The organism is Pseudomonas sp. Leaf15 (assembly GCF_001421425.1).
Classification (GTDB): domain Bacteria; phylum Pseudomonadota; class Gammaproteobacteria; order Pseudomonadales; family Pseudomonadaceae; genus Aquipseudomonas; species Aquipseudomonas salomonii.
Genome location: NZ_LMKI01000033.1, coordinates 444,900 through 465,903 on the forward strand (window position 1 = coordinate 444,900; position 21,004 = coordinate 465,903).

The 21,004-nt window shown below is 59.6% G+C and carries 21 protein-coding genes; 5 read left to right on the top strand and 16 right to left on the bottom strand.

Annotated features, from left to right (window positions below; all coding sequences use genetic code 11):
* Positions 1-244 precede the first annotated feature (244 nt).
* The 5 genes from ASE80_RS23520 (at position 245) to ASE80_RS23535 (ending at position 4,637) form a co-directional block, all read left to right on the top strand.
* Positions 245-535, top strand: coding sequence for a hypothetical protein (locus ASE80_RS23520; RefSeq protein ID WP_056861019.1), 291 nt, complete (start codon positions 245-247; stop codon positions 533-535).
* Positions 536-613: 78 nt separating this feature from the next.
* Entirely contained in the window at positions 614-778 is a 165-nt protein-coding gene (locus tag ASE80_RS30425) for a DUF1328 domain-containing protein (RefSeq protein ID WP_003170804.1), read from the top strand.
* Positions 779-780: 2 nt separating this feature from the next.
* A complete protein-coding gene (locus tag ASE80_RS23525) occupies positions 781-1,248 on the top strand; it encodes an inhibitor of vertebrate lysozyme family protein (RefSeq protein WP_056861020.1) in 468 nt (155 codons plus the stop codon).
* A gap of 729 nt (positions 1,249-1,977) precedes the next feature.
* On the top strand, positions 1,978-3,309 hold the full coding sequence (gene gltP, locus ASE80_RS23530) for a glutamate/aspartate:proton symporter GltP (RefSeq protein WP_056861021.1): 1,332 nt from the start codon (positions 1,978-1,980) through the stop codon (positions 3,307-3,309).
* A 98-nt stretch (positions 3,310-3,407) separates the two neighbouring features.
* Complete coding sequence (locus tag ASE80_RS23535; protein ID WP_056861022.1) at positions 3,408-4,637, top strand: nucleoside recognition domain-containing protein; 1,230 nt, start codon at positions 3,408-3,410, stop codon at positions 4,635-4,637.
* 92 nt (positions 4,638-4,729) lie between these two features.
* Here the strand turns inward: ASE80_RS23535 and ASE80_RS23540 are convergent, their stop codons facing one another.
* The 16 genes from ASE80_RS23540 to ASE80_RS23615 all read right to left on the bottom strand — a co-directional run bounded on the left by ASE80_RS23540 (position 4,730) and on the right by ASE80_RS23615 (position 20,869).
* Positions 4,730-5,341 (bottom strand): ABC-type transport auxiliary lipoprotein family protein, encoded by a 612-nt coding sequence (locus ASE80_RS23540; protein WP_056861023.1) that lies wholly within the window; start codon positions 5,339-5,341, stop codon positions 4,730-4,732.
* Positions 5,338-6,276: an MlaD family protein gene (locus ASE80_RS23545; protein ID WP_056861024.1), complete on the bottom strand. Its 939-nt coding sequence runs from the start codon at positions 6,274-6,276 to the stop codon at positions 5,338-5,340. Before ASE80_RS23545 ends, ASE80_RS23540 begins: the two co-directional genes overlap by 4 nt.
* Before the next feature lies 1 nt (position 6,277).
* Positions 6,278-7,081, bottom strand: coding sequence for an ABC transporter ATP-binding protein (locus ASE80_RS23550; RefSeq protein ID WP_056861025.1), 804 nt, complete (start codon positions 7,079-7,081; stop codon positions 6,278-6,280).
* The gene (locus ASE80_RS23555; RefSeq protein WP_056861026.1) at positions 7,078-8,226 is read right to left on the bottom strand and encodes an ABC transporter permease; all 1,149 of its coding nucleotides are present in this window, start codon (positions 8,224-8,226) and stop codon (positions 7,078-7,080) included. The genes ASE80_RS23550 and ASE80_RS23555 overlap by 4 nt, the downstream gene beginning before the upstream one ends.
* 54 nt (positions 8,227-8,280) lie before the next feature.
* Positions 8,281-9,312 (bottom strand): DUF5924 family protein, encoded by a 1,032-nt coding sequence (locus ASE80_RS23560; RefSeq protein WP_056861027.1) that lies wholly within the window; start codon positions 9,310-9,312, stop codon positions 8,281-8,283.
* Between the two features lie 70 nt (positions 9,313-9,382).
* Entirely contained in the window at positions 9,383-10,765 is a 1,383-nt protein-coding gene (locus tag ASE80_RS23565) for a M16 family metallopeptidase (RefSeq protein ID WP_056861028.1), read from the bottom strand.
* A 58-nt stretch (positions 10,766-10,823) separates the two neighbouring features.
* Positions 10,824-12,482: a Na/Pi cotransporter family protein gene (locus ASE80_RS23570; RefSeq protein WP_017139072.1), complete on the bottom strand. Its 1,659-nt coding sequence runs from the start codon at positions 12,480-12,482 to the stop codon at positions 10,824-10,826.
* 299 nt (positions 12,483-12,781) lie between these two features.
* A complete protein-coding gene (locus ASE80_RS23575; protein ID WP_017139071.1) occupies positions 12,782-13,549 on the bottom strand; it encodes a TerC family protein in 768 nt (255 codons plus the stop codon).
* 65 nt (positions 13,550-13,614) lie between these two features.
* Positions 13,615-14,922 carry a CitMHS family transporter gene (locus ASE80_RS23580; protein WP_056861029.1) on the bottom strand — a complete coding sequence of 436 codons (1,308 nt, stop codon included), beginning with the start codon at positions 14,920-14,922 and terminating at the stop codon, positions 13,615-13,617.
* A gap of 256 nt (positions 14,923-15,178) precedes the next feature.
* Positions 15,179-17,140 (bottom strand): DUF7844 domain-containing protein, encoded by a 1,962-nt coding sequence (locus ASE80_RS23585; RefSeq protein ID WP_056861030.1) that lies wholly within the window; start codon positions 17,138-17,140, stop codon positions 15,179-15,181.
* Complete coding sequence (locus ASE80_RS23590; protein WP_056861031.1) at positions 17,137-17,457, bottom strand: DUF2388 domain-containing protein; 321 nt, start codon at positions 17,455-17,457, stop codon at positions 17,137-17,139. The genes ASE80_RS23585 and ASE80_RS23590 overlap by 4 nt, the downstream gene beginning before the upstream one ends.
* Positions 17,458-17,496: 39 nt before the next feature.
* Positions 17,497-17,805: a DUF2388 domain-containing protein gene (locus ASE80_RS23595; protein WP_056861032.1), complete on the bottom strand. Its 309-nt coding sequence runs from the start codon at positions 17,803-17,805 to the stop codon at positions 17,497-17,499.
* A 107-nt stretch (positions 17,806-17,912) separates the two neighbouring features.
* Positions 17,913-18,233, bottom strand: coding sequence for a DUF2388 domain-containing protein (locus tag ASE80_RS23600; protein ID WP_056861033.1), 321 nt, complete (start codon positions 18,231-18,233; stop codon positions 17,913-17,915).
* 159 nt (positions 18,234-18,392) lie between these two features.
* Positions 18,393-18,578: a DUF1127 domain-containing protein gene (locus tag ASE80_RS23605; RefSeq protein ID WP_056861034.1), complete on the bottom strand. Its 186-nt coding sequence runs from the start codon at positions 18,576-18,578 to the stop codon at positions 18,393-18,395.
* Between the two features lie 263 nt (positions 18,579-18,841).
* The gene (locus ASE80_RS23610) at positions 18,842-19,057 is read right to left on the bottom strand and encodes a DUF1127 domain-containing protein (protein WP_048721398.1); all 216 of its coding nucleotides are present in this window, start codon (positions 19,055-19,057) and stop codon (positions 18,842-18,844) included.
* 318 nt (positions 19,058-19,375) lie between these two features.
* Positions 19,376-20,869 (bottom strand): acetyl-CoA hydrolase/transferase family protein, encoded by a 1,494-nt coding sequence (locus ASE80_RS23615; protein WP_056861035.1) that lies wholly within the window; start codon positions 20,867-20,869, stop codon positions 19,376-19,378.
* Positions 20,870-21,004 lie beyond the last annotated feature (135 nt).

The window sequence follows — 21,004 nt, forward strand, 5'->3', positions numbered from 1 at the left end:
ATGGCGTTTTCATGCCTTCCTGCCACTTCGGCAACGCCTCCTGCACTTTCGATCCGTTGACCCGACCACTGACCATCGTGCATTTCGCACGGCCTGCAAAGGGGTATCGTGCAGGATGCTGTCCGATACAGTCCTGGTGTATTCATAACCTACTGATTTTATTGAGTTTTATTTTGTAAAAAAACTGGCATGCACTCTGCAATAGCTCTCCCAACGAATAATCAGAATGCGGGAGAAATGCAGCATGACTCGCCAAAGCCTCAGCCAACTACGTGTCTCGCCACTGCGCATGCAGCAAGGTCTGTTTGCCAGCCTGGCTTTGATGGTCACGTTGATTGCCGGCCAGCAGATGCAGCATTGGCAGCAAAGTCAGCAGCAAACCCCGCAATTCGAACGTCCGTCGATGACCCAAACCCATTTCCGTTCCGTTGGCAGTGCCAGCGCTACTACTGATGCAACCGCCCCGCAATTGAGAGTGGCAGACCAGGGTTCGACCCTGGGTGAATTGCCAGCCCAGGAGCGTTGGGTGTTCTAAGCAAGAAAAGGTCGCTTGTATTGAGCGGCTGTACGGCACTACCGCTGTTACCTCTAAAAAAGCGTAAGGAGAATCACCATGTTGAGTTGGGCAATCACATTTCTGATCATCGCCATTGTGGCTGCAGTCCTGGGCTTCGGTGGTATCGCGGGCACTGCCACGGGTATCGCAAAAATTCTGTTTGTGGTTTTCCTGGTGATGTTCATCGCTTCGTTCTTCTTTGGTCGTCGCGGCCGAGGCTGAATATGACCCATTTGTCCTTTAAAGCCATAGTTGCCGCCCTGCTCTTGGGCGGCAGCGGCTTGGTGATGGCCGCCAATGACGGCCAATCCCGAGCCAACGAATTGCTCAGCGCGGACAAGCAGTACCGCGAAACCTGGCAAAGCGTGGTGAAGAAAGAACAGCGCCTGCCGGAATGGGTGATGAACCTGTCCGGTACGGCCGAACAAATGAACGCTGTAGAAGAGGATGGCGAGAAGTACTTGGTGGGGCCGCTCTGTGAAACTGCAGATACGTGCCTGAACAAGCGCCTGATCGTTGCCTTCAGCTACGACAAGGAAGATGCCTACGCCATGTTGGTGGAAGTCCCGGCCGGTTTACCGGCAGACAAGTCCCCGACACGGCACGCCGATTACCGTTTTATCGGTAAGCCGAACGAAGGCATGCAGAAGTTGCTGATGGAGCAACTGAAGAAAGATCCGAATTGGTACTAGGTTCCGTCTGACGCGTCTGTCGTCTGCGGAGCCGGCGTCCATAGAAAGAAGCCCTTTGCTTCTTTCTGTCTGCATCACCCACCAAGGGTGATGCATGACCAGGGGGCCGGGTTGCTCTGATCAATCGAGATCGGCGTGACCTACGGGTACAGGGAGTGCCTGCGCAAGGGCCGGGTCAGGTGAAAAGCTGCGACGCAAGTTCACAAGCCCTCACGCTTGCTGAACTTGCGACGGGCTTGTCACTCTCATGCTCCGCTTCTTATACGGCTCATAGCCGACAATTTCTCTTTTGCGCGCGCCCAACCATTACTTGGTGTTTCGTAGCGACCATCTATCGAGAAAATTTTAGCTGCGCCATAGGACATTTCTGGCGCCAGGTCAGTGAATTCCCAGGCATTTCCGCCAACCTATATAAGTCGTCCAACATCTCTGAGCGAGCCGGTATTGGCCGGTTAACGGCATATTCACGGGCTTTAATGGCGGATTTGAACTGACCGTTCGGACAGTTAATTTCAAAAAAAGTCATGCCGATTCGGCATAGGGTAGGCGTTTACGGCATTAGACGTCGAACCCTTGCATGGGAATAGTTGCGCCTTTTTTCGCCTGCCAGTAAGCCATTTCGGCCATGCTGCGGTGACCTTCCATGGAGGCAAATGCGCACACTTTTTCGCTTGCGAGCGTTGCGAGTGGCGCATTTGCCTTAAGTCCACTTGAAGTAAGGGTAATGACATGAAGAAGGCAAAGCTAAGCCTCGCCTGGCAGATCCTCATCGGTTTGGTACTGGGGATCGCAATCGGTGCAGTGCTCAACCATTTCAGTGCTGAAAAAGCCTGGTGGATCAGCAATGTGTTGCAGCCGGCGGGCGATATCTTTATCCGCCTGATCAAGATGATCGTGATCCCGATTGTGATTTCCTCGCTGATTGTCGGCATCGCCGGCGTAGGTGATGCGAAGAAGCTGGGGCGGATCGGCGTCAAAACCATCCTTTACTTCGAAGTGGTCACCACCATCGCCATTGTGGTCGGCCTGTTGCTTGCCAACCTGTTCCACCCGGGCGCCGGCATCGACATGAGTACCCTGGGTACCGTCGACATTTCCAAATACACCGCCACCGCCGCCGAAGTGCAGCATGAGCATGCGTTCATCGAAACCATCCTCAACCTGATCCCGTCGAACATTTTCGCCGCCGTTGCCCGTGGCGACATGCTGCCGATCATCTTCTTCTCGGTGCTGTTCGGCCTGGGCTTGTCGAGCCTCAAGCCTGAGCTGCGCGAGCCGCTGGTGACCATGTTCCAGGGCGTGTCCGAGAGCATGTTCAAAGTGACCCACATGATCATGAAGTACGCCCCAATCGGTGTATTTGCCTTGATCGCGGTAACGGTCGCCAACTTCGGCTTCGCCTCCTTGCTGCCGCTGGCCAAGCTGGTGATCCTGGTTTACGTCGCCATCCTGTTCTTCGCCTTTGCGGTACTGGGCCTGATCGCCCGCCTGTTCGGGTTCTCGATTCTCAAGCTGATGCGCATCTTCAAGGATGAGTTGGTGCTGGCCTACTCCACCGCCAGTTCCGAAACCGTGCTGCCGCGTGTGATCGAGAAGATGGAAGCCTACGGTGCGCCGAAGGCCATCTGCAGCTTCGTAGTGCCAACCGGCTACTCGTTCAACCTCGACGGTTCGACCCTGTACCAGAGCATCGCGGCCATTTTTATCGCGCAGCTGTATGGCATCGACCTGTCGATCGGCCAGCAATTGATGCTGGTACTGACCCTGATGGTCACCTCCAAAGGTATCGCCGGTGTGCCGGGCGTGTCCTTCGTGGTGCTGCTGGCCACCCTGGGCAGCGTGGGCATTCCGCTGGAAGGCCTGGCCTTCATCGCCGGTGTCGACCGTGTGATGGACATGGCGCGTACCGCACTCAATGTGATCGGCAACGCCTTGGCCGTTCTGGTTATCTCTCGTTGGGAAGGCATGTACGACGATGCCAAAGGCGAGCGCTACTGGAACTCGCTGCCGCACTGGCGCAGCAAAGAAGCCTTGCCGACTGCACAAGCTACCCGCGGCTGATAGCGCCGCTGCTTTAAAACAAACCCCGGAGAATTCCGGGGTTTGTCGTTTCTGTCAGCCCCGCTATCATTCGCCCCATCTTTCGGGGGATTCAACTGATGCTCAATGGCCTGTGGCTTGGCTTCTTTGTCGTGGCAATGGTGTCAGCACTGGCGCAATGGCTGGTTGGCGGTAATGCCGGGATTTTTGCGGCGATGGTCGAAAGCATTTTCGCCATGGCCAAACTGTCGGTCGACGTGATGGTGCTGCTGTTCGGCACCCTGACCTTATGGCTGGGCTTTTTGCGCATCGCCGAAAAAGCGGGCATCGTCGATTGGCTGGCCAAGGCCCTCGGCCCGCTGTTTCGCCGTTTGATGCCGGAAGTGCCCGCCGGCCACCCGGCTATTGGCTTGATCACCCTCAACTTCGCCGCCAACGGTCTGGGCCTGGACAACGCCGCCACGCCGATTGGCCTGAAAGCCATGAAGGCGTTGCAGGAACTCAACCCCATCCCCAACACCGCGAGCAACGCGCAGATTCTGTTCCTGGTGCTCAACGCATCCTCGCTGACGCTGTTGCCGGTGACGATCTTCATGTACCGCGCCCAGCAAGGCGCCGCCGACCCGACACTGGTGTTCCTGCCGATCCTGCTGGCCACCAGCGCCTCTACGCTGGTGGGCCTGCTGTCGGTGGCGGTGATGCAGCGCCTGCGCTTGTGGGACCCGGTGGTGCTGGCCTATCTGATACCCGGCGCGCTGGTACTGGGTGGCTTTATGGCATTGCTGGCGACCTTGTCCGCCACAGCGCTGGCGGGCCTGTCGTCGATCCTCGGCAACCTGACGCTGTTTGGCTTGATCATGCTGTTTCTGGTGATCGGTGCGTTGCGCAAGGTGAAGGTGTATGAGGCATTTGTCGAAGGTGCCAAAGAGGGCTTCGATGTTGCCAGGAACCTGCTGCCGTATCTGGTGGCGATGCTCTGCGCCGTGGGCGTATTGCGCGCTTCCGGGGCGCTGGACTTCGGCCTGGAAGGCATTCGCCATGTGGTGGCCTGGACGGGCATGGACACGCGCTTTGTCGACGCGTTGCCGACGGCGATGGTCAAGCCGTTTTCCGGCAGCGCGGCGCGGGCGCTGTTGATTGAGACCATGCAGGCCAAAGGCGTGGACAGCTTTCCGGCGTTAGTCGCGGCGACGATTCAGGGCAGCACCGAGACCACCTTTTATGTGTTGGCGGTGTACTTTGGTTCGGTGGGCATTCAGCGGGCGCGGCATGCGGTTGGGTGTGCGTTGCTGGCGGAGTTTGCTGGTGTGGTGGCGGCGATTGCGGTGTGCTACTGGTTCTTTGGTTAAGGCTTGAATAGCTATCGCAGGCAAGCCAGCTCCCACATTTTGATTTGTGAACACCGTCAAATGTGGGAGCTGGCTTGCCTGCGAAGAGGCACTCAGCGTTTCGCAGCAGCATTGCCCTGCTGCACCACCCAATCCACCACCTGCTTGTTCAACTGATCCCCCGCCTGCCCAAACGCCGCCACTACCGCTGGCACCTTTGTTTCGCCGACCGGCTGCTTCACCTCAAACCGCCGACTGGCAATAATCCGCTGATCACTGCCACGCACCAACCGCGCATCCAGGCGGATCACCACTTCCACCGCACTGCCTTGGTACTCACTCTGAAACGCCTGCAACTGCCCGCCCAGCTCGAAATCGGCCTGTAGGTTGGTCTCGTCGGTACTCAGCAGCGTCACCCGCCCATCGCGCTGGAAACCGTCCATAAACCGATTGCGCAGCAACACCGGCGTCGGGTCGCTCCAGCGTGAGTTCGCGTAGCTGCTGATCAGGTCGCCGTTTGGCACTACGGCAATACGCGGGCTGTCGAGAAACTCGCTGCTCTGCGGCTTGGACACACGCAGCGACCAGCTCACTGGCGTGCCTTGGCTGCTGGTGGGCGCCGAAGCCAGGCGATACACATCGGACGGATCCGGCTTGGGCAGGATCGAGCAAGCGCTGATCAGCACCAAGGCCAGCGGGGCGATTAGTTGGTAAGCACGCTTCATGGCGTGAACTCCTTGTTCTTGTCGCTGCCCAGCAGGTAACCGCTGGGATTGGCTTCGAGGCGACGGGAGATGGCGCGCAGCGAACCGAGGGTTTCGCGCAGCTCGCGCACGGCCGGTGCCAGTTCATTGAGGCCCTGCATGCCGCTGTTCACCGAGTCTTTGTTGTTGGTCAGCAAGGTGTTGATGGTCGTGGTGCTTTGTTCCAGCGACTTCATGGCCTGCTCGGCACTGCCAAAGGCTTGCTTGCCCTGGTCGTTGAGCAAGCCGTTGGCATTGCGCATCAGCGTGGTGGTCTGTTCCAGCGCGGCGCTCGCCTGTTTGCTCACCTGCATCAACTGTTGCATCACCACCTTGATATCACCGCGTTGGTCGGCAATGGCGCCGGTGGTTTGTTGCAAGTTGTCCAGGGTGTTGCTCAGGCGCTCGACGTTCTCCCGCGAGAACATGTGGTTGGCGTTGTGCAGCAGCAGGTTGATGCTGGTCATCAGGTCGTTGCTGTTATTGAGCAGACGCGCGATGGGTGACGGCGAGGCGATGATTTCCGGCAGGTTGCCGTCCTTGCCCTTGAGCTCCGGGCTTTGCGGCGTGCCGCCACTGAGCTGGATGATCGAGGTGCCGGTGATGCCGGTCAGTGCCAGCTTGGCCTGGGTGTCTTCCTTGATCGGTGTCTGCCCGGCCAGGCGAATGCGTGCGAGTACCCGGCGCGGGTCTTTCGGGTCCAGGCGCAGGCTGGTGACATCGCCCACCTTGATTCCGCTGTATTGCACCGAACTGCCTTGCGACAGGCCGCTGACCGCCTCGTTGAACACCACCTCGTAGTCCTGGAAGGCGCTGTCGACGCTGGACTTGGCCAGCCACAGGCCGAACAGCATTGCGCCGACCACCACGATCACGCTGAACAGACCGATCATCACATGATGGGCTCGGGTTTCCATGTCATACCTCGTTAAGCGATTGAGCGGCATCCAATGCCGCGCGGCCACGGGGGCCGTGGAAATATTCGTGAATCCAGGCGTCGTCCGTTTCCGAGACAACATCGATGGCATCGGCCACCAGCACTTTCTTCTGTGCCAGCACCGCCACGCGGTCGGTGATGGTGTACAGCGTGTCGAGGTCGTGGGTGACCAGGAACACGCTCAGGCCCAGCGCATCGCGCAGGGTCAGGATCAGTTGGTCGAATTGCGCCGCGCCAATCGGGTCGAGGCCGGCGGTGGGTTCGTCCAGAAACAGAATGTCCGGGTCCAGTGCCAACGCCCGCGCCAAAGCGGCGCGCTTGATCATGCCGCCGGACAGTGACGCCGGGTATTTATCCGCCGCCGATAACGGCAGCCCCGCCAGGGCAAGCTTGACCGCCGCCAGGTGCTCGGCATCGCGACGGCTGAGGCCGGCGTGTTCGATCAACGGCAGGGCGACGTTTTCGGTGACCGTCAGCGAGGAAAACAGCGCGCCCTTCTGGAACAGCACGCCAAAGCGCCGTTCCACCAGCGAGCGTTCATGCTCGGGCAGGTTGGGCAGGTTCTTGCCAAACACCCGCACCTCACCTTCGCTGGGTCGACGCAGGCCGACGATGCTGCGCAGCAGCACCGACTTGCCGCTGCCGGAGCCGCCGACCACCGCGAGGATCTCGCCTTTGTACAAATCCAGATCGAGGTTCTCGTGCACGCTCTGGCTGCCAAAGCGATTGCACAGGCCGCGCACTTCGATCACCGCCTCAGTGGGCGCACGGTGTAGACGACTCACCAGCCCATCTCCATAAAGAACATCGCGGCGACCGCATCCAGCACGATCACCACGAAAATAGACTGCACCACGCTGGAGGTGGTATGCGCGCCTACCGACTCGGCGCTGCCGCTGACCTTGAAGCCTTCAAGGCAGCCAATCGCCGCGATCAGAAAGGCGAAAATCGGCGCTTTCACCATGCCCACCAAAAAGTGCTGTACGCCAATGTCCGATTGCAGCAGCGAGAGAAACATCGCCGGTGAAATATCCAGGGCCACGGCACACACCACGCCGCCGCCGACAATCCCCGAGAGCATCGCCAAAAATGTCAGCATCGGCAGCGACACCAGCAGCGCCATTACCCGTGGCAGCACCAACAGTTCCATTGGGTCCAGGCCCAGGGTGCGGATCGCGTCGATTTCTTCGTTAGCCTTCATCGAGCCGATTTGCGCGGTGAAGGCACTGGCCGTTCGGCCTGCGATCAGGATGGCGGTGAGCAACACGCCGAATTCTCGCAGGAAGGAAAACGCCACCAGGTCCACGGTAAAAATCGTCGCACCGAAGCTCTTGAGCACGGTGGCGCCGAGGAACGCCACGACGGCACCCACCAGAAAGGTCAGCAACGCGACAATGGGCGCAGCGTCGAGGCCGGTTTGTTCGATATGCGCGACCATCGGTGTGATGCGCCAGCGCTTGGGGCGCAAAACGCCACGGGCGAAGGTCTCGAGGATCAGGCCGATAAAGCCCAGCAGTTTCATGCCGTCCTGCCATACCGTGTCGACGGCCCGGCCGATACGCGCCAGCACTTGGATACCGGCGGCTTCTTCCGGTTCTTTGTCGGGTACGCAGAAATCGTTCAGAGAGCGGTAGACGGTTTTGAGCAGTGCCCGGTCGGCGGTAGACAAGCTGCAATCGGTCTGCTCGGCGGAACGCTCGATACGGTCCGGGCCCAGCAACTCGACCAGCAGCGAGGCACCCGCGGTATCCAGGGCGCCGAGGCCATTGAGGTCGATGCGCGCACCGGCGTCGTATTGGCCATCGAGTTTGTCACTGAGCTTTTTAAGATTGGCGTAGTGGGCAAGCGTCCAGTCCCCCGTAATCCTGAGTAACGGGGGAACGCTGGATGTGTCGAGGTGGGCTGCGCCGGCCGTGGTACGAGTGGTCATAAGCTCCGAGCTTGTTTGGCTATCCACAATCCGTACGTAATAGCACGATACGGCCTACTTTGGGTTGTCCGTTTGTGCTGGGTCAGTGACTTTGAAGCGCAGCACACCGATGACTTGCCCATCCTCCGTCAACACCTGCACCTGCCAGCGCCCCACGGCGTCGGCCGGGAAGTTCTGCTTGTGGGTCCAGGCGCGATAGCCTTCCTTGCGCCCGCCATGAATATCCAGGGCGATACGGTCGACCTCCTGGCCGTTGAATTTCCACACATGGAAAATCCGCTCATCCAGCCCGCGCGGTGCGTTGATCGCGGTGTAGGCGTACAGCCCGCCGCTGCGCAGTTGGGAGGCGGTGACTTCCTTGAGGTCATCGCCCGGTGTGCGGTCTTGCAGCTGGGTGCTGATCGCCACTTCGGTCATCCACAAGGTGGCCGGCGGCACCCAACTGCGCAGGAACCAGCCGGCGCAACCAATGGCGGCCGTCACCCCGAGCAGCATCAACCAGCCCTTGATGCTGCGCAGCGGCAGGCTCACGGCCAGGCTCGGGATCGACAATGCCATGGCCACGCCGAGCGCCAACTTGTAACTTTCGGCGGTGGTGAGGTGCAGGATGATCGGCAGTGCGGTGAGCAGTGCCGCGAACAAGGTCAGGGTGTGCAGCGCCAGGAACAGCGAGCGCTTGGGTGCCAGCCACTTGTAGTACAGCGGGTCGGTGATCGACACCAGCGCCGCCGCGCCGAGCAGACCGGTGAATACCGACTGGCCGCTGTTCCAGGCGGTGGTGACGAAAAAGAACGGCAATACAAAGAACAGGCTTTCCTGATGGATCATCTGGGTCGCGTAGCGCAGCAGCGGCTCGGGGATTTCGCGCTTGAAGACTTTGGCGAACAGCTGGGTAAAGCTGTTTTCCAGCATCAACCACAGCCAGCTCACCAGCATGATCACTGCAATCCAACTGGCCATGCCCTGCTGGCGATCCACCAGGATGAAGCTGCACACACCCGAGATAAAACCGCCGAGTGCAATCACCCCTGGATAGCGCTTGATCAGTTCGATAATGCGCTGGATAAGGGGCGGTAGATTTGGCATTGGCGATTCACACTTGGTGTAGGAAAAATCTCAGACAGAATAACGTCTTAGCCCGGTGTTCGGTGCCTCATTACGTGATCCGTTTGCGATAAAGACGCACGCCGATCAACACACTGGCGATCAGCGCGAGCAGGCCGGCCCCGATCCAGCTCAGGGCGTCATAGCTCAGCAGCGGTTTTTCGATGCGCCAGTAGCCCTTCTGGTTAAACACCTCGCGCATGGCCTGGTTGGTTTGCGCCAGGTTGACAGCCTTGATGCGCTTGGCAGGGTCGCTGATATGGCCATCGGCATAGTCGCCGGCAGCGCTCCAGTAATAGTCGGCCAGCGCGCTGTTGCCCTGCACTGCCCAGGCTTGGCGCGCAATAGCGGCTTGCTGCAAGCGGTTGAAGACCGCCGGGTCGAGGCCGTCCTTGAGCAGTTGCGCCGTGAGGTCCTGCAAAACCTGTTCGGCTTCAGGAAGATTGTCGCGCTCAAGGTCGGCATTCAGGCTGAGGAAGCCGACGCCGCCGAGCACTTCGCGTTCGCTCCACGGGCCGTAGGACAAACCGTGCTTGACGCGCAGCTGACGGTACAGCGCCCAGTCGAGGTAGTCCTTGAGCAAATCGTAGGTTTCATCGTGTTGGTCGTCCAAAACCGGTTCGGGGAACAGCCAGTGCAGTTTGGCGCTGTCACCGACCCACCCGTGGATAAGGTCGCGATGGCTGGCGGCGGTGTGCTGGATTTCCGGCAGTGGTCGATGCTCGGTGGGGTCGACCGGATCAAGTTGACCGTAAGTGCGTTCCAGGTACGCCGGCAGCAGTTTGTCGAGGTCGCCGACGATGATCAGTGTCATGTTGTTGGGGGCGTACCAATGCGTGCGCAGGGTTTGCAACTGATCGCGGGTCAGTTGGCTGACTTCGGCACGTTCGGCGCATTTGAGCCCGAGTTCGACGGCCAACTGGTTGCTGGCTGTGTGGCCCAGGTCCTGGCGGTCGAGCAAGCGTTGCAGGTGCGAGTAATGGCCGCCGTCCTCGCGCTCGACCACTTTTTTGGCCGCATTGATATTGGCGTCGGTCAGTTCGGTGCGGGTGAGGATCGCCAGCAACAGGTCCAGCACCTTGCGCTGGTTTTGCGCGGGTGCCTCGATTACAAAGGTGGTATCGGCATTGCTGGTGTAGGCGTTCCATTCGCCGCCGAGGGCCTGCATGCGGTCCTCAAGGTCGCCTTCACCACCGCCATCGATCCCGCTGAACAGCAAGTGTTCGAGCAGGTGCGGCAGTTCTTTTTCGTCGCAGGGAAAGTCATCCAGGCCTACGCCCACCACCAGGCGGATCGCCACGTGCCCACGCTCGGTGCCCGGCTTGAGCAGCAATTGCAGGCCATTGGGCAAGGTGTAGCCTTCGACTTGCAGGCGGTCAAAGGCAAAGGTGTGTGCCGAGCCCATGAGCAGGCAGGCAAGTAACAGGCGACGCATAACAAGCTTCCTGGCGGGTGAGGTCCATTGTTAACTGACTTCACGGGCCATCGTACGTTCAGGGCGAATGAGTGATGTCGGCAATATCTTCGGCGGAGAGCGCGCCGGTGTCTGAGGTTTCCAACACTACATAAGCACTGCTGCAAAACAACGAGTTCAGGCGTTTCATGTCGGCAATCAGCTCCAGGTGCAGGGAACTGGTCTCCATGCTCTGTACGATTTTGCGCTGCAAACGGCTGACGTGGGCATGGGCCAGACGGCGCTCCTGAGCGCGGAAACGGCGCTTTTCGCGCAGCAATTGGCGGGCGCTTTCCGGGTCGGCACTGAGGAACACCGACAGGCCCAGACGCAGGTTGGCAATCAACTGGCTGTGCAGGCCGGTGAGTTCTTCCAGGCCGACTTCGGAGAACTGCCGGCGCTGTGAGGTTTTCTGCTGCTGGACTTTGCGCAGCATGCGCTCGATCAGGTCGCCGGCCAGCTTGAGGTTGATCGACAGCTCGATGATCTCGGCCCAGCGGCGGCTGTCCTGTTCACTCAGGTCTTCGCGGGGCATTTGCGCCAGGTAAAGCTTGATCGCGCTGTAGAGGGCCTCGACGTCGTCGCTGAGGCTGCGCATTTCCTGGGTGATCGCGGTTTGCTTGCCGCGCAGCACTTCGAGCATGGCGGTGAGCATGTTGTCGATCAGGTCGCCCAGGCGCAGGGTTTCACGGGCCGCGTTGGCCAGCGCCAGGCTTGGGGTGGCGAGCGAGGCCAGGTCCAGGTGACGGGGCCTGGCCTTGCCGTTGGTTTCCTGTTGCTCCGGCAGCAACCAGGCGCACAGGCGCGCCATTGGCCCGATGGTCGGCAGCAGGATCAGGCAGCGCGTGGTGTTGTAGAGCACATGGAAGGTGATGACCATGCCTTGGGCGCTGTAGTCCAAACCATCCATCCAGCGTACGAGCGGGTCGAGCACCGGAATAATCAGCAACAGGCCGATCAGTTTGTACAACAAGCTGCCCAGCGCGACCTGGCGGCCGGCGGCGTTCTGCATGTTGGTGCTGAGGAAGGCGAGCACGCCGCTGCCGATGTTGGCGCCGATCACCAGGCCGATGGCCACATGCAGGCCGATCACACCGGCGCCGGCCAGGGTGGCGGTCAGCAGTACGGCGGCCAGGCTGGAGTAGGAAATCATCGCAAACAGAGCACCGACCAAGGCATCCAGCAGAATATCGCCGGTCAGCGAGGCAAAGATAACTTTGACGCCTTGGGCATGGGTAATCGGCCCGGCGGCTTCGACGATCAGTTGCAGGGCCAGAATGATCAGGCCCAGGCCGATACCGACGCGGCCCATCTGCCCTGCCCGCGTCTGTTTGCGCGAGAGGAAGAAAATCACCCCAAGAAAAATCAGCAGTGGCGACAGCCAGGACAGGTCGAAGGTCAGTACCCTCGCCATCAATGCCGTACCGACGTCGGCACCGAGCATGGTCGCCAGCGCCGGCATAAGGCCCATCAAGCCCTGGCCGACAAACGACGTCACCAGCATCGCCGTGGCGTTGCTGCTCTGGACCATGGCCGTCACCAGGATACCGGCGATAAACGCCAGCCAGCGCTTGGACATGTTCTGCCCGATGACTTGGCGCAAGTTGGAACCGTAGACCCGCAAGATGCCGGTACGGACGATGTGCGTGCCCCAGATAAGCAGGGTCACGGCGGAAAGCAGATTGAGCAAGGTCAGCATGCTCGGCCCCCCGTGTGGGTGTGCTCCAGAAAGAGCAAATGAGAATTGCCGCGTGCCGTTCTACGTCTTGTACTTAAGCTGTAGTTGGCGAATGGGCTCTGCGCCAGCATCGCATAGCTAAAGTGGGGATTGAAACAAAACTGTCATGAAGATCGTTCCCACGCATTGCGTGGGAATGCATCCCGCGACGCTCTACGTCGCTTTGAGGGCGGACGCGGCGCGTCCTGAGGCGGCATTCCCACGCGGAGCGTGGGAACGATCAACAGCGATCAACAACGATCAACAGCAGCGGGTCAGGTTTATTGACCCGGAATGTCCTTGCGCAGTTTCACAGGATCCTGCTGTTTCTTCTTTTTCGCGATGGCGGTACGCATCTTGATGTTCACCGCTTCTACTGCCAGCGAGAATGCCATGGCGAAGTAGACGTAGCCTTTTGGCACGTGCACGTCGAAGGATTCGGCGATCAGCACTGTACCCACCACCAGCAGGAACGACAGCGCCAGCATCTTCAGCGACGGGTGCTTGTCGATGAATTCGCTGATGGTGCCCGCAGCCAGCATCATCACCAGTACGGCCACCACGATCGCAGCGACCATGACCGGCACATGGGAAACCATGCCGACCGCAGTGATCACCGAGTCCAGGGAGAACACGATGTCGATGATCGCGATCTGGATGATGGTGTAGATGAACTTGCCACCCTTGCCGCCCGGCTCGTCGTGGGTTTCGTCTTCACCTTCCAGTGCGTGGTACATCTCCTGGGAGCTTTTCCACAACAGAAACAGGCCACCGAAGAACAGGATCAGGTCGCGACCGGAAATGCCCTGGCCGAAGACCACGAACAGGTCCGCGGTGAGTTGCATGACCCAGGTGATCGACAGCAGCAACAGGATTCGCGTGACCATGGCCAGGGCCAGGCCGAAGATCCGGGTGCGCGCCTGCATATGCTTGGGCATGCGGCTGACCAGGATCGAAATCATGATGATGTTATCGATGCCCAGGACGATCTCGAGGGCCGTCAGGGTGAAGAAGGCAATCCAGATTTCCGGATTGGTCAGCCATTCCATGTGTATTCCTTTGAGCAAATGTGAAGCCGCGCAAGCTGCAGCGCCGCGCGGTCAGGTCGTTACGATTATAGAGTGCTGAACAGCGGAAAAATCCCCATCAGCAAAGCGGCGAACATTATGCACAGGCACACCAGCACTGCCCACTTGAGGGTAAAGCGTTGGTGATCGCCAAACTCGATACCGGCCAGGGCCACCAGCAGGTAAGTCGAAGGTACCAGCGGGCTGAGCAGGTGCACGGGCTGGCCAACGATCGAGGCGCGGGCCATTTCCACGGCGGTGATGCCGTAATGGCTGGCGGCTTCGGCGAGTACGGGCAGTACGCCATAGTAGAACGCATCGTTGGACATGAAGAAGGTAAACGGCATGCTTACCAGCGCGGTGATCACTGCGAGGTACGGTCCCAGCGCTTCCGGGATAACCGCCAGCAAGCTCTTGGACATGGCATCAACCATGCCGGTACCGGACAGAATGCCGGTGAAGATGCCCGCGGCGAAGATGAGCCCGACGACTGCCAGCACGCTGCCGGCGTGGGCGGCGACGCGGTCTTTCTGCTGTTGCAGGCACGGGTAGTTGACGATCATCGCGATACTGAACGCCACCATGAACAGCACCGGCAGTGGCAACAGGCCGGCAATCAGGGTGCACATCAGTGCGAAGGTCAGTGCGCCGTTGAACCAGATCAACTTGGGGCGACGGGCGTCAGGGAATTGCGACACGCTGATCTCGCTGTGATCGATCTCATCGCCCTGCAGGTGCAGTTCACCCAGGCGGGCACGTTCGCGTTTGCCGTACATATAGGCAATCACCAGGATCGCCACGACGCCGGCAGCCATGGCCGGGATCATCGGTACGAAGATGTCCGACGGGTCCACATGCAAAGCACTCGCAGCGCGGGCAGTCGGGCCACCCCATGGCGTCATGTTCATCACACCGCCGGCGAGGATGATCAGGCCGGCCATGATCCGCGGGCTCATGCCGATGCGCTGGTACAGCGGCAGCATGGCGGCCACGCAGATCATGTAAGTGGTGGCGCCGTCACCGTCCAGGGACACCACCAGGGCCAGCACGGCGGTACCGACCGATACTTTCAGGGGGTCGCCCTTGACCATCTTGAGGATCTTGCGCACCGCCGGGTCGAACAGGCCGGAGTCGATCATCAGGGCAAAGTAGAGAATGGCGAACATCAGCATCACGCCGGTCGGCGCAAGCTTGGTGATGCCCGCAAGCATCATCGGTCCGATCTCGGGTGCAAAGCCGCCAAACAGGGCGAACAGGATCGGCACAATGATCAAGGCAATCAGCGCGGACAGGCGCTTGGTCATGATCAGGTACATGAACGTGATGACCATGGCGAAGCCAAGGAAAGTCAGCATAGGAATACTCCAGGCGTAGCGCGGCTAGGGAATGGCGAACCGGGTTGGGGTCAGCGCAGTACGAAAGGCACGTGGCGTACGAATGGAGTTGGAGCGAACAGGCGGGTAGTAGCGGACATCAGGGATCACCATTGTTGTTGTTTACAGCCGGTCTGTTGCCGGCAGTGGGGGCGATCCTAGACGGGGAAGCTTTCAGCCAGCTTTCGCTGTGTAAGTCAGATGATGGAAGGTTTGTAGGAATTTTCTTTAAGGTGACTCAGGGCAGCTCCAAACCGCCCGAGGCTTTGTGCAAGGCCCGCAGGTGCTCGCCCATCTGCTTGAGGTTGGCTTCGCAGGCGGCAATCTCGTCGGCGCGTGCAGGGTCGAGCAGCGCCCTCACCTCTTTATCCAGATCGCCGGTCAACGATTGCAGTTGCTTCTGGCGTTCGGCACTTTCCGATTCCAGGCGTTTGGCTTCCGAAGGTTGCGGCAGGCCGTAGCCGCCGCTGTCGAGCAATTCCGCCGGGCGGCTGAGGAAGCCGCTGTTGGCGAGAATCTGTTGCAGCGTGTTGTTGGCTCTTTCCATGCCGCCGTTTTTCAGCTCGCGGGCATTGAGGTAGCGTTGCTTGACTTCGTCCTGGGCCAGCATCAGTTGCTTGCGATAGCTGGCTTGTTCCAGCAGCAGCAGCGCGGCGCTGGTGCGCAGGTCGGCCTGGGTGAACCACTGGCGGCGTTCTGCGGCACTTAGGGCAAGCCAGTCTTCGACTTGGGTCTGTTTGATCGGCAGATGTTTGCGCAGTACGTCGAACATCGCCTGGTAGCGCTCGCGGAACGAGTCGAAGTGATAACCCAGGCGCAAGGCTTCACGCTTGTCATTGAGTACGCTGGTGTCAGCCAGGCCGCGGGCGCTGAGCACCTCGAGCAGGCCGTTGGGGGTGATGTTGTCCAGGCTGGTCAATTGGGGGTTGGCGCTGCCGCTGCGTAACAGCTTGAGGCTCTCCACCGCGCAGTTGTTGGAGATGAAGAAGTAATTACCGTCGTAGCTCCAGTGCATTTCGGCGGCATGTTCGACGGTGTCGTTGATTTCCTGGCGGGTGAGCTTGAGCGGCACCGAGGCCAGGCCACGCAGTTCAGTCTTGGTGTATTCGTCGATCACCTGCGCCAGCGGCAGCACAAACAAGCGTGATGGATACTTGCCCACCAGTCCATCCCAGCTCGAGAGCTGTACGTCACCGACGAAAGCGCGGTAAGACAACACCAAGTGCTGGTCCAGGTCCAACCGGCAATCCGGGCCACGCGGGCGGCCGGGTGCGCAGATCACCAGGCGCAACATGCTGTGGCCCCAGCGGCTCACCAGGTTCTGGTTGGCTTCGGCCAACAGGTAGTCGATTTCATACACGCGCTCCGGGTCGATCTGGCCCAGCGGCGTTTTGGCGAAGTCATTGCCGGCGTTCAGGAACGCGTAGGTCTTGGCGCAGGTGTCTTGTTCGGGCGGTGCCCAGCCGAAGTGTTCCTTGTAATAGCGAAACAGCGCGGGGCGACGGCAGGCGTAGCTCGGGTCGAGGAGGAAATACTCCATGTTGACCGCCACAAACTCCAGCGGGCTGGTGGTTTCGTAGATGTCCGGGCTGCGGGCGACCTGGTGGTTGTGTTGCTCGCGCTCGCCGCGACGGCCCACGTATTGGGGCCAGCCGGCAATGTCCAGCAGGCGCGGGTCGTCACTCAAGGTGAAACGACGGTCGTTCTGGCCACGGCATTGATCGGGCAGGCCGATCAGGCCGGTGATGTTGTTCTGGCGGCTGCAGCGCTGGATCAGGCGGCGCTCGTCTGTGGACCACAGGCGCGCACGGTCATAGATGTGGGTCAGCTCATGCAGCACGGTGGCGAGCATTTCGCGGCGTACAGTGCCGTGGGGGCGGTTGGTCTTTTGGGTGGCGGCGCTGCCGTCGGTGAGGCTGGCGAGCAGGTTCTGGTTCAGGTCCAGCTCGGACACCAGGGAGGCTTGGCCATAGGCGTTTTCAGGCATCTTGTCGGTCCAGCCGACATCAATACGTCGATCCAGCTGCTCGATAAAGCGCGGCGGCAGGGCGCGCATCGCTTCGTCGAGCAACGCCTGGCTGGCCTGCCGTTCGGCCGGGCTCAAGCCATCGGTCTTGAGTCGCAGTTGCAGGCTGGCCTGGGCTGCGCCTGCACAGAGCAGCACAGTCCCGGCCAGTAGCCAGGCGAACAGGCGCCTCACAGAGCGAGGATAGCTTCGGCGAGAGTCTGGTCACTGGCGTCGCGGGCTTCCGGTACGCGGGTGCGCAGGGTATCGAAGGCTGCTTCCAACTGCGCACCGCGGATTTCGCCGTCGGAGGCGACGAAGCTGGCAGCGTCATCGTGGGCTTCGCGCACGATTTTGGAGTCGCGGATGGAAGTGGTGGTGTCCGAAGTGAAATCAATGGTACGCGCCGAAGCACGCACGATGATGTTACTGGTGGCTTTCAGGGTTTGCGCGTGGGCGACATCGGCCAACAACAGCAGGCCCAGAGCGGCAGCGATCAGCGGGCTACGCATGGAATGACTCCGAAATACAAAGGTAGAAATATACGATGATTATTGGACGAGAATTGCCTGCGCCAGTTCAAGGTCGCTGACATGAAGTTTTGGCTGGGTTCGGCGCAGGTACTCCAGCGCAGATTCCAGACGAGCTCCCCGCCATTGGCCGTCAGTGGCGATAAAAGCGGCAGCGTCATCCTGGGCGGCCAGTACCAATTTTCTGTCAAAGGGCGCAGACGTCACCTTGCTGGTGGCGTAGGCACTGATGACGGTGCTCTGGATGGACACGTCAAAGGCCGAAGCCAAGGGTGACCAACAGGCGGAAACCAACACGGGAACAATCAACAGGCGGTATGAAAAAGCCATGGGACTCGACAACTGAAAGCGAGCGCCAAGGCTAGCGCAACGCCCGGGCGAGAGCCAGCGCTGACACATTTGGTAGCGGCTGGCGTGCCCTGGCGTCTACCGGATCATCAGATGGCCAGAATTGCCTGGGCCAGTTGAGCGTCGGTTGCGGTGTTCAGTTGTGGGGCCTGTTGGCGAATCTGGGCCAGGGCGCTCTCCAGCTTCACCCCACGAATGGCGCCTTCGCTGGCGACAAAGCTGGCGGCGTCATCACGGGCAGCTTGCACGACTTTGTTATCACGCAGGGACGACGTGGCATCGGAGCTGGCGTCGGAAGTGGCTTTGAGCGCGCCAACGATCGAGTCGGTGGTCACGATAAAGCTGCTCGCGTTGGCGTTGGCGGCCAGGGCCAACAGGGTGGCAGCACTCAGCAGGCGAAGACGGGACATGGAATAACTCCTGTAGAAGATCAAATAAAGCGGCGCAAAGCGGCCACTGTGAAACGGACATTGTTGCGGATTAAGCATCAGACGTCTGTTCTACAAGGTTCGCCACGTAATAACGGGATCTTAAGCTGCCGCTTATCTGTTCGGAAAGCCTCTATCTGTCTAGTCGCGCCAGAAAGGCTTGGACAGCTCGGCAGTACGGTCGCCGTGGCTGATGCCGGCATCGGCCAATTCACGTGGGTCAAGTTGCGCAAGTTGGCGGCGCTCATGGGCCTGCCGCGCCCATCTGCCAAGAGCGCAAGCCATTAGAATGATCAACTGTTTGTAGCGCGGGGTTTGTGTGCTCATGACGACGGCCTTCCATGAAGTCTTGGAACACCATCTTGGGCGGCCAGCTTTTACCAATACAGATACACCAAAGTTAAATTGTACCGTTGAATTGTTATACTATTTAAACTGTACTGGTCTTTATTTCTGGGGTCTGTTTTAGCCGTGTAAAGTTTGAAACCCGGAAACAACAAAGCCCGCCTCCGGTTTCCCGGGGCGGGCTTTGTTTTGTTAAATCAGGGTGCTGGCGGTGGACCCGGCGGGTCAGGGCCAGCGGGCGCCAATTAGCGCCAGAACGGCTTGCTCAGCTCTTCGTAGCGTTGAGCTTCGCTGATACCGGCGTCAGCCAGCAGACGCGAATCCAGACGAGCCAGTTGGTGGCGGCTGGAGATGCGGCGCTGCCACAACATCAGGTTGGCGAGAACGCGCAAAGGCATGGAAGCCTGGGTGTTTACAGCTTTTTCTTCGAAGAACAGATCGGAACTGAGTGTACGTTCCATGATGACATCCTTCCGCTTGTGGCGGGATTAGGTAGTGGTTTAACTGATGCCAATGATCCTCCTCCGGCGCAAGACTCTCTAGATACAGTTCACCTGTATTGTGAGGGGCCAGTTAACTGTTTATAGCGGCTGTACTGTACGGAAATGGGGCAACTGTACCTGTCTGCACTTATTCGGTGCGAAATAGGCATTTTCGACATGGGGCGTAGGATAATTCGGTAGGAAATGACCGGTACAGAAGTACAGTTTTTTCAAAAAGTGCGGCTGCGGTCACCTAGCTGAGCAAACTGTGTTTGCATCAGCCCGGATCTGTATCAATCAAGCCTTGAGCATGTGCCCGGTTTCTTCCAGGTTAATGTGCCAACTCAGTGCTTCGCGCAGGATGTGCGGAGTATGCCCTCCGATTGCACAGGCAGCTTCGAAGTAACTGTTCAACGCATCGCGGTAAGCCGGGTGCACGCAATTGTCGATGATCACCCGTGCCCGCTCACGAGGTGCCAAGCCACGCAGGTCAGCGAGGCCAACCTCGGTCACCAGGATATCCACGTCATGCTCGGTATGGTCCACATGGCTGACCATCGGCACCACGCTGGAAATTGCGCCGCCCTTGGCGATCGACTTGGTGACGAAAATCGCCAGGTGCGCGTTACGCGCGAAGTCTCCGGAGCCGCCAATCCCGTTCATCATCCGCGTGCCGCAGACATGGGTGGAGTTGACGTTGCCGTAGATGTCGAACTCGAGTGCAGTGTTGATACCGATAATGCCCAGGCGCCGAACCACTTCAGGGTGGTTGGAGATTTCCTGAGGGCGCAGTACCAGCTTGTCCTTGTAGTGTTCCAGGTTGCCGAACACGTCAGCGTTGCGTCGCTCCGACAAGGTGATCGAGCTGCCCGAAGCAAAGCTCAGCTTGCCCGCGTCGATCAGGTCGAAGGTCGAGTCCTGCAACACTTCCGAATACATGGTCAGGTCTTCGAACGGCGACTCGATCAGGCCGCACATCACCGCGTTGGCGATGTTACCGATCCCGGCCTGCAGCGGGCCGAGCTTGTTGGTCATTCGACCGGCGTCGACTTCCTGCTTGAGGAAGTTGATCAGGTGGTTGGCGATGCCTTGGGTGTCGGCGTCCGGTGGTGTCACGGTTGAGGCGGAATCGGCCTGATTGGTGATCACGATGGCGACGATCTTCTCCGGCGGGATCGGAATCGCGGTGCTGCCGATGCGGTCGTCGACTTTGACCAACGGGATCGGTGTGCGCGTCGGCCGGTAGGTCGGGATATAGATGTCGTGCAGCCCTTCCAGGTTCGGGTTGTGCGCCAGGTTGATCTCAACAATCACTTGTTTGGCGAAAATCGCGAAGCTGGCCGAGTTGCCCACAGAGGTAGTGGGCACGATGTGTCCTTGTTCGGTGATCGCAACGGCTTCGATCACCGCGATGTCCGGCAACTTGAGTTGGTTGTTGCGCAGTTGCTCGACGGTTTCCGACAGGTGCTGGTCGATAAACATCACTTGGCCGGCGTTGATCGCCTTGCGCAGGGTGCTGTCGACCTGAAACGGCATGCGGCGCGACAACACGCCGGCTTCGGTCAGTTGCTTGTCCAGGTCATTGCCCAGGCTGGCGCCGGTCATCAGGGTGATTTTCAGCGGCGAAGTCTTGGCGCGTTCGGCCAGGGCGTGGGGGACGGCCTTGGCTTCACCGGCACGGGTGAAGCCGCTCATGCCGACGGTCATGCCGTCCTCGATCAGTGCGGCGGCGTCTGCCGCGCTCATGACCTTGTTCAACAACGAAGGCAAGCGGATACGATCACGGTACATGAATTGTTATCTCAGGCTACGGAAGCAAGGTGGGCAGTGTAGTGATTTCAAAAAAATTCGGCCCGCTACCATGGTCGAATGCCAGGCAGCGATTTAGAGCCTTTGGTCGGGTTTCACGTGAGTACAAAGCGGAAC

Coding starts and splice junctions, on each gene's coding strand:
- ASE80_RS23545 (WP_056861024.1), bottom strand. CDS start 6,276: ATGGAAACCCGAGCCCATCATGTGATGATCGGTCTGTTCAGCGTGATC.
- ASE80_RS23610 (WP_048721398.1), bottom strand. CDS start 19,057: ATGGAACGTACACTCAGTTCCGATCTGTTCTTCGAAGAAAAAGCTGTA.
- ASE80_RS23570 (WP_017139072.1), bottom strand. CDS start 12,482: ATGCTGACCTTGCTCAATCTGCTTTCCGCCGTGACCCTGCTTATCTGG.
- ASE80_RS23565 (WP_056861028.1), bottom strand. CDS start 10,765: ATGCGTCGCCTGTTACTTGCCTGCCTGCTCATGGGCTCGGCACACACC.
- ASE80_RS23555 (WP_056861026.1), bottom strand. CDS start 8,226: ATGACCACTCGTACCACGGCCGGCGCAGCCCACCTCGACACATCCAGC.
- ASE80_RS23540 (WP_056861023.1), bottom strand. CDS start 5,341: ATGAAGCGTGCTTACCAACTAATCGCCCCGCTGGCCTTGGTGCTGATC.
- ASE80_RS23575 (WP_017139071.1), bottom strand. CDS start 13,549: ATGGAATGGCTGACCAATCCGGAAATCTGGATTGCCTTCTTCACCCTG.
- ASE80_RS23520 (WP_056861019.1), top strand. CDS start 245: ATGACTCGCCAAAGCCTCAGCCAACTACGTGTCTCGCCACTGCGCATG.
- ASE80_RS23615 (WP_056861035.1), bottom strand. CDS start 20,869: ATGTACCGTGATCGTATCCGCTTGCCTTCGTTGTTGAACAAGGTCATG.
- ASE80_RS23595 (WP_056861032.1), bottom strand. CDS start 17,805: ATGGCTTTTTCATACCGCCTGTTGATTGTTCCCGTGTTGGTTTCCGCC.
- ASE80_RS23605 (WP_056861034.1), bottom strand. CDS start 18,578: ATGAGCACACAAACCCCGCGCTACAAACAGTTGATCATTCTAATGGCT.
- ASE80_RS23600 (WP_056861033.1), bottom strand. CDS start 18,233: ATGTCCCGTCTTCGCCTGCTGAGTGCTGCCACCCTGTTGGCCCTGGCC.
- ASE80_RS23560 (WP_056861027.1), bottom strand. CDS start 9,312: ATGCCAAATCTACCGCCCCTTATCCAGCGCATTATCGAACTGATCAAG.
- ASE80_RS23525 (WP_056861020.1), top strand. CDS start 781: ATGACCCATTTGTCCTTTAAAGCCATAGTTGCCGCCCTGCTCTTGGGC.
- ASE80_RS30425 (WP_003170804.1), top strand. CDS start 614: ATGTTGAGTTGGGCAATCACATTTCTGATCATCGCCATTGTGGCTGCA.
- ASE80_RS23590 (WP_056861031.1), bottom strand. CDS start 17,457: ATGCGTAGCCCGCTGATCGCTGCCGCTCTGGGCCTGCTGTTGTTGGCC.
- ASE80_RS23580 (WP_056861029.1), bottom strand. CDS start 14,922: ATGCTGACTTTCCTTGGCTTCGCCATGGTCATCACGTTCATGTACCTG.
- ASE80_RS23535 (WP_056861022.1), top strand. CDS start 3,408: ATGCTCAATGGCCTGTGGCTTGGCTTCTTTGTCGTGGCAATGGTGTCA.
- gltP (WP_056861021.1), top strand. CDS start 1,978: ATGAAGAAGGCAAAGCTAAGCCTCGCCTGGCAGATCCTCATCGGTTTG.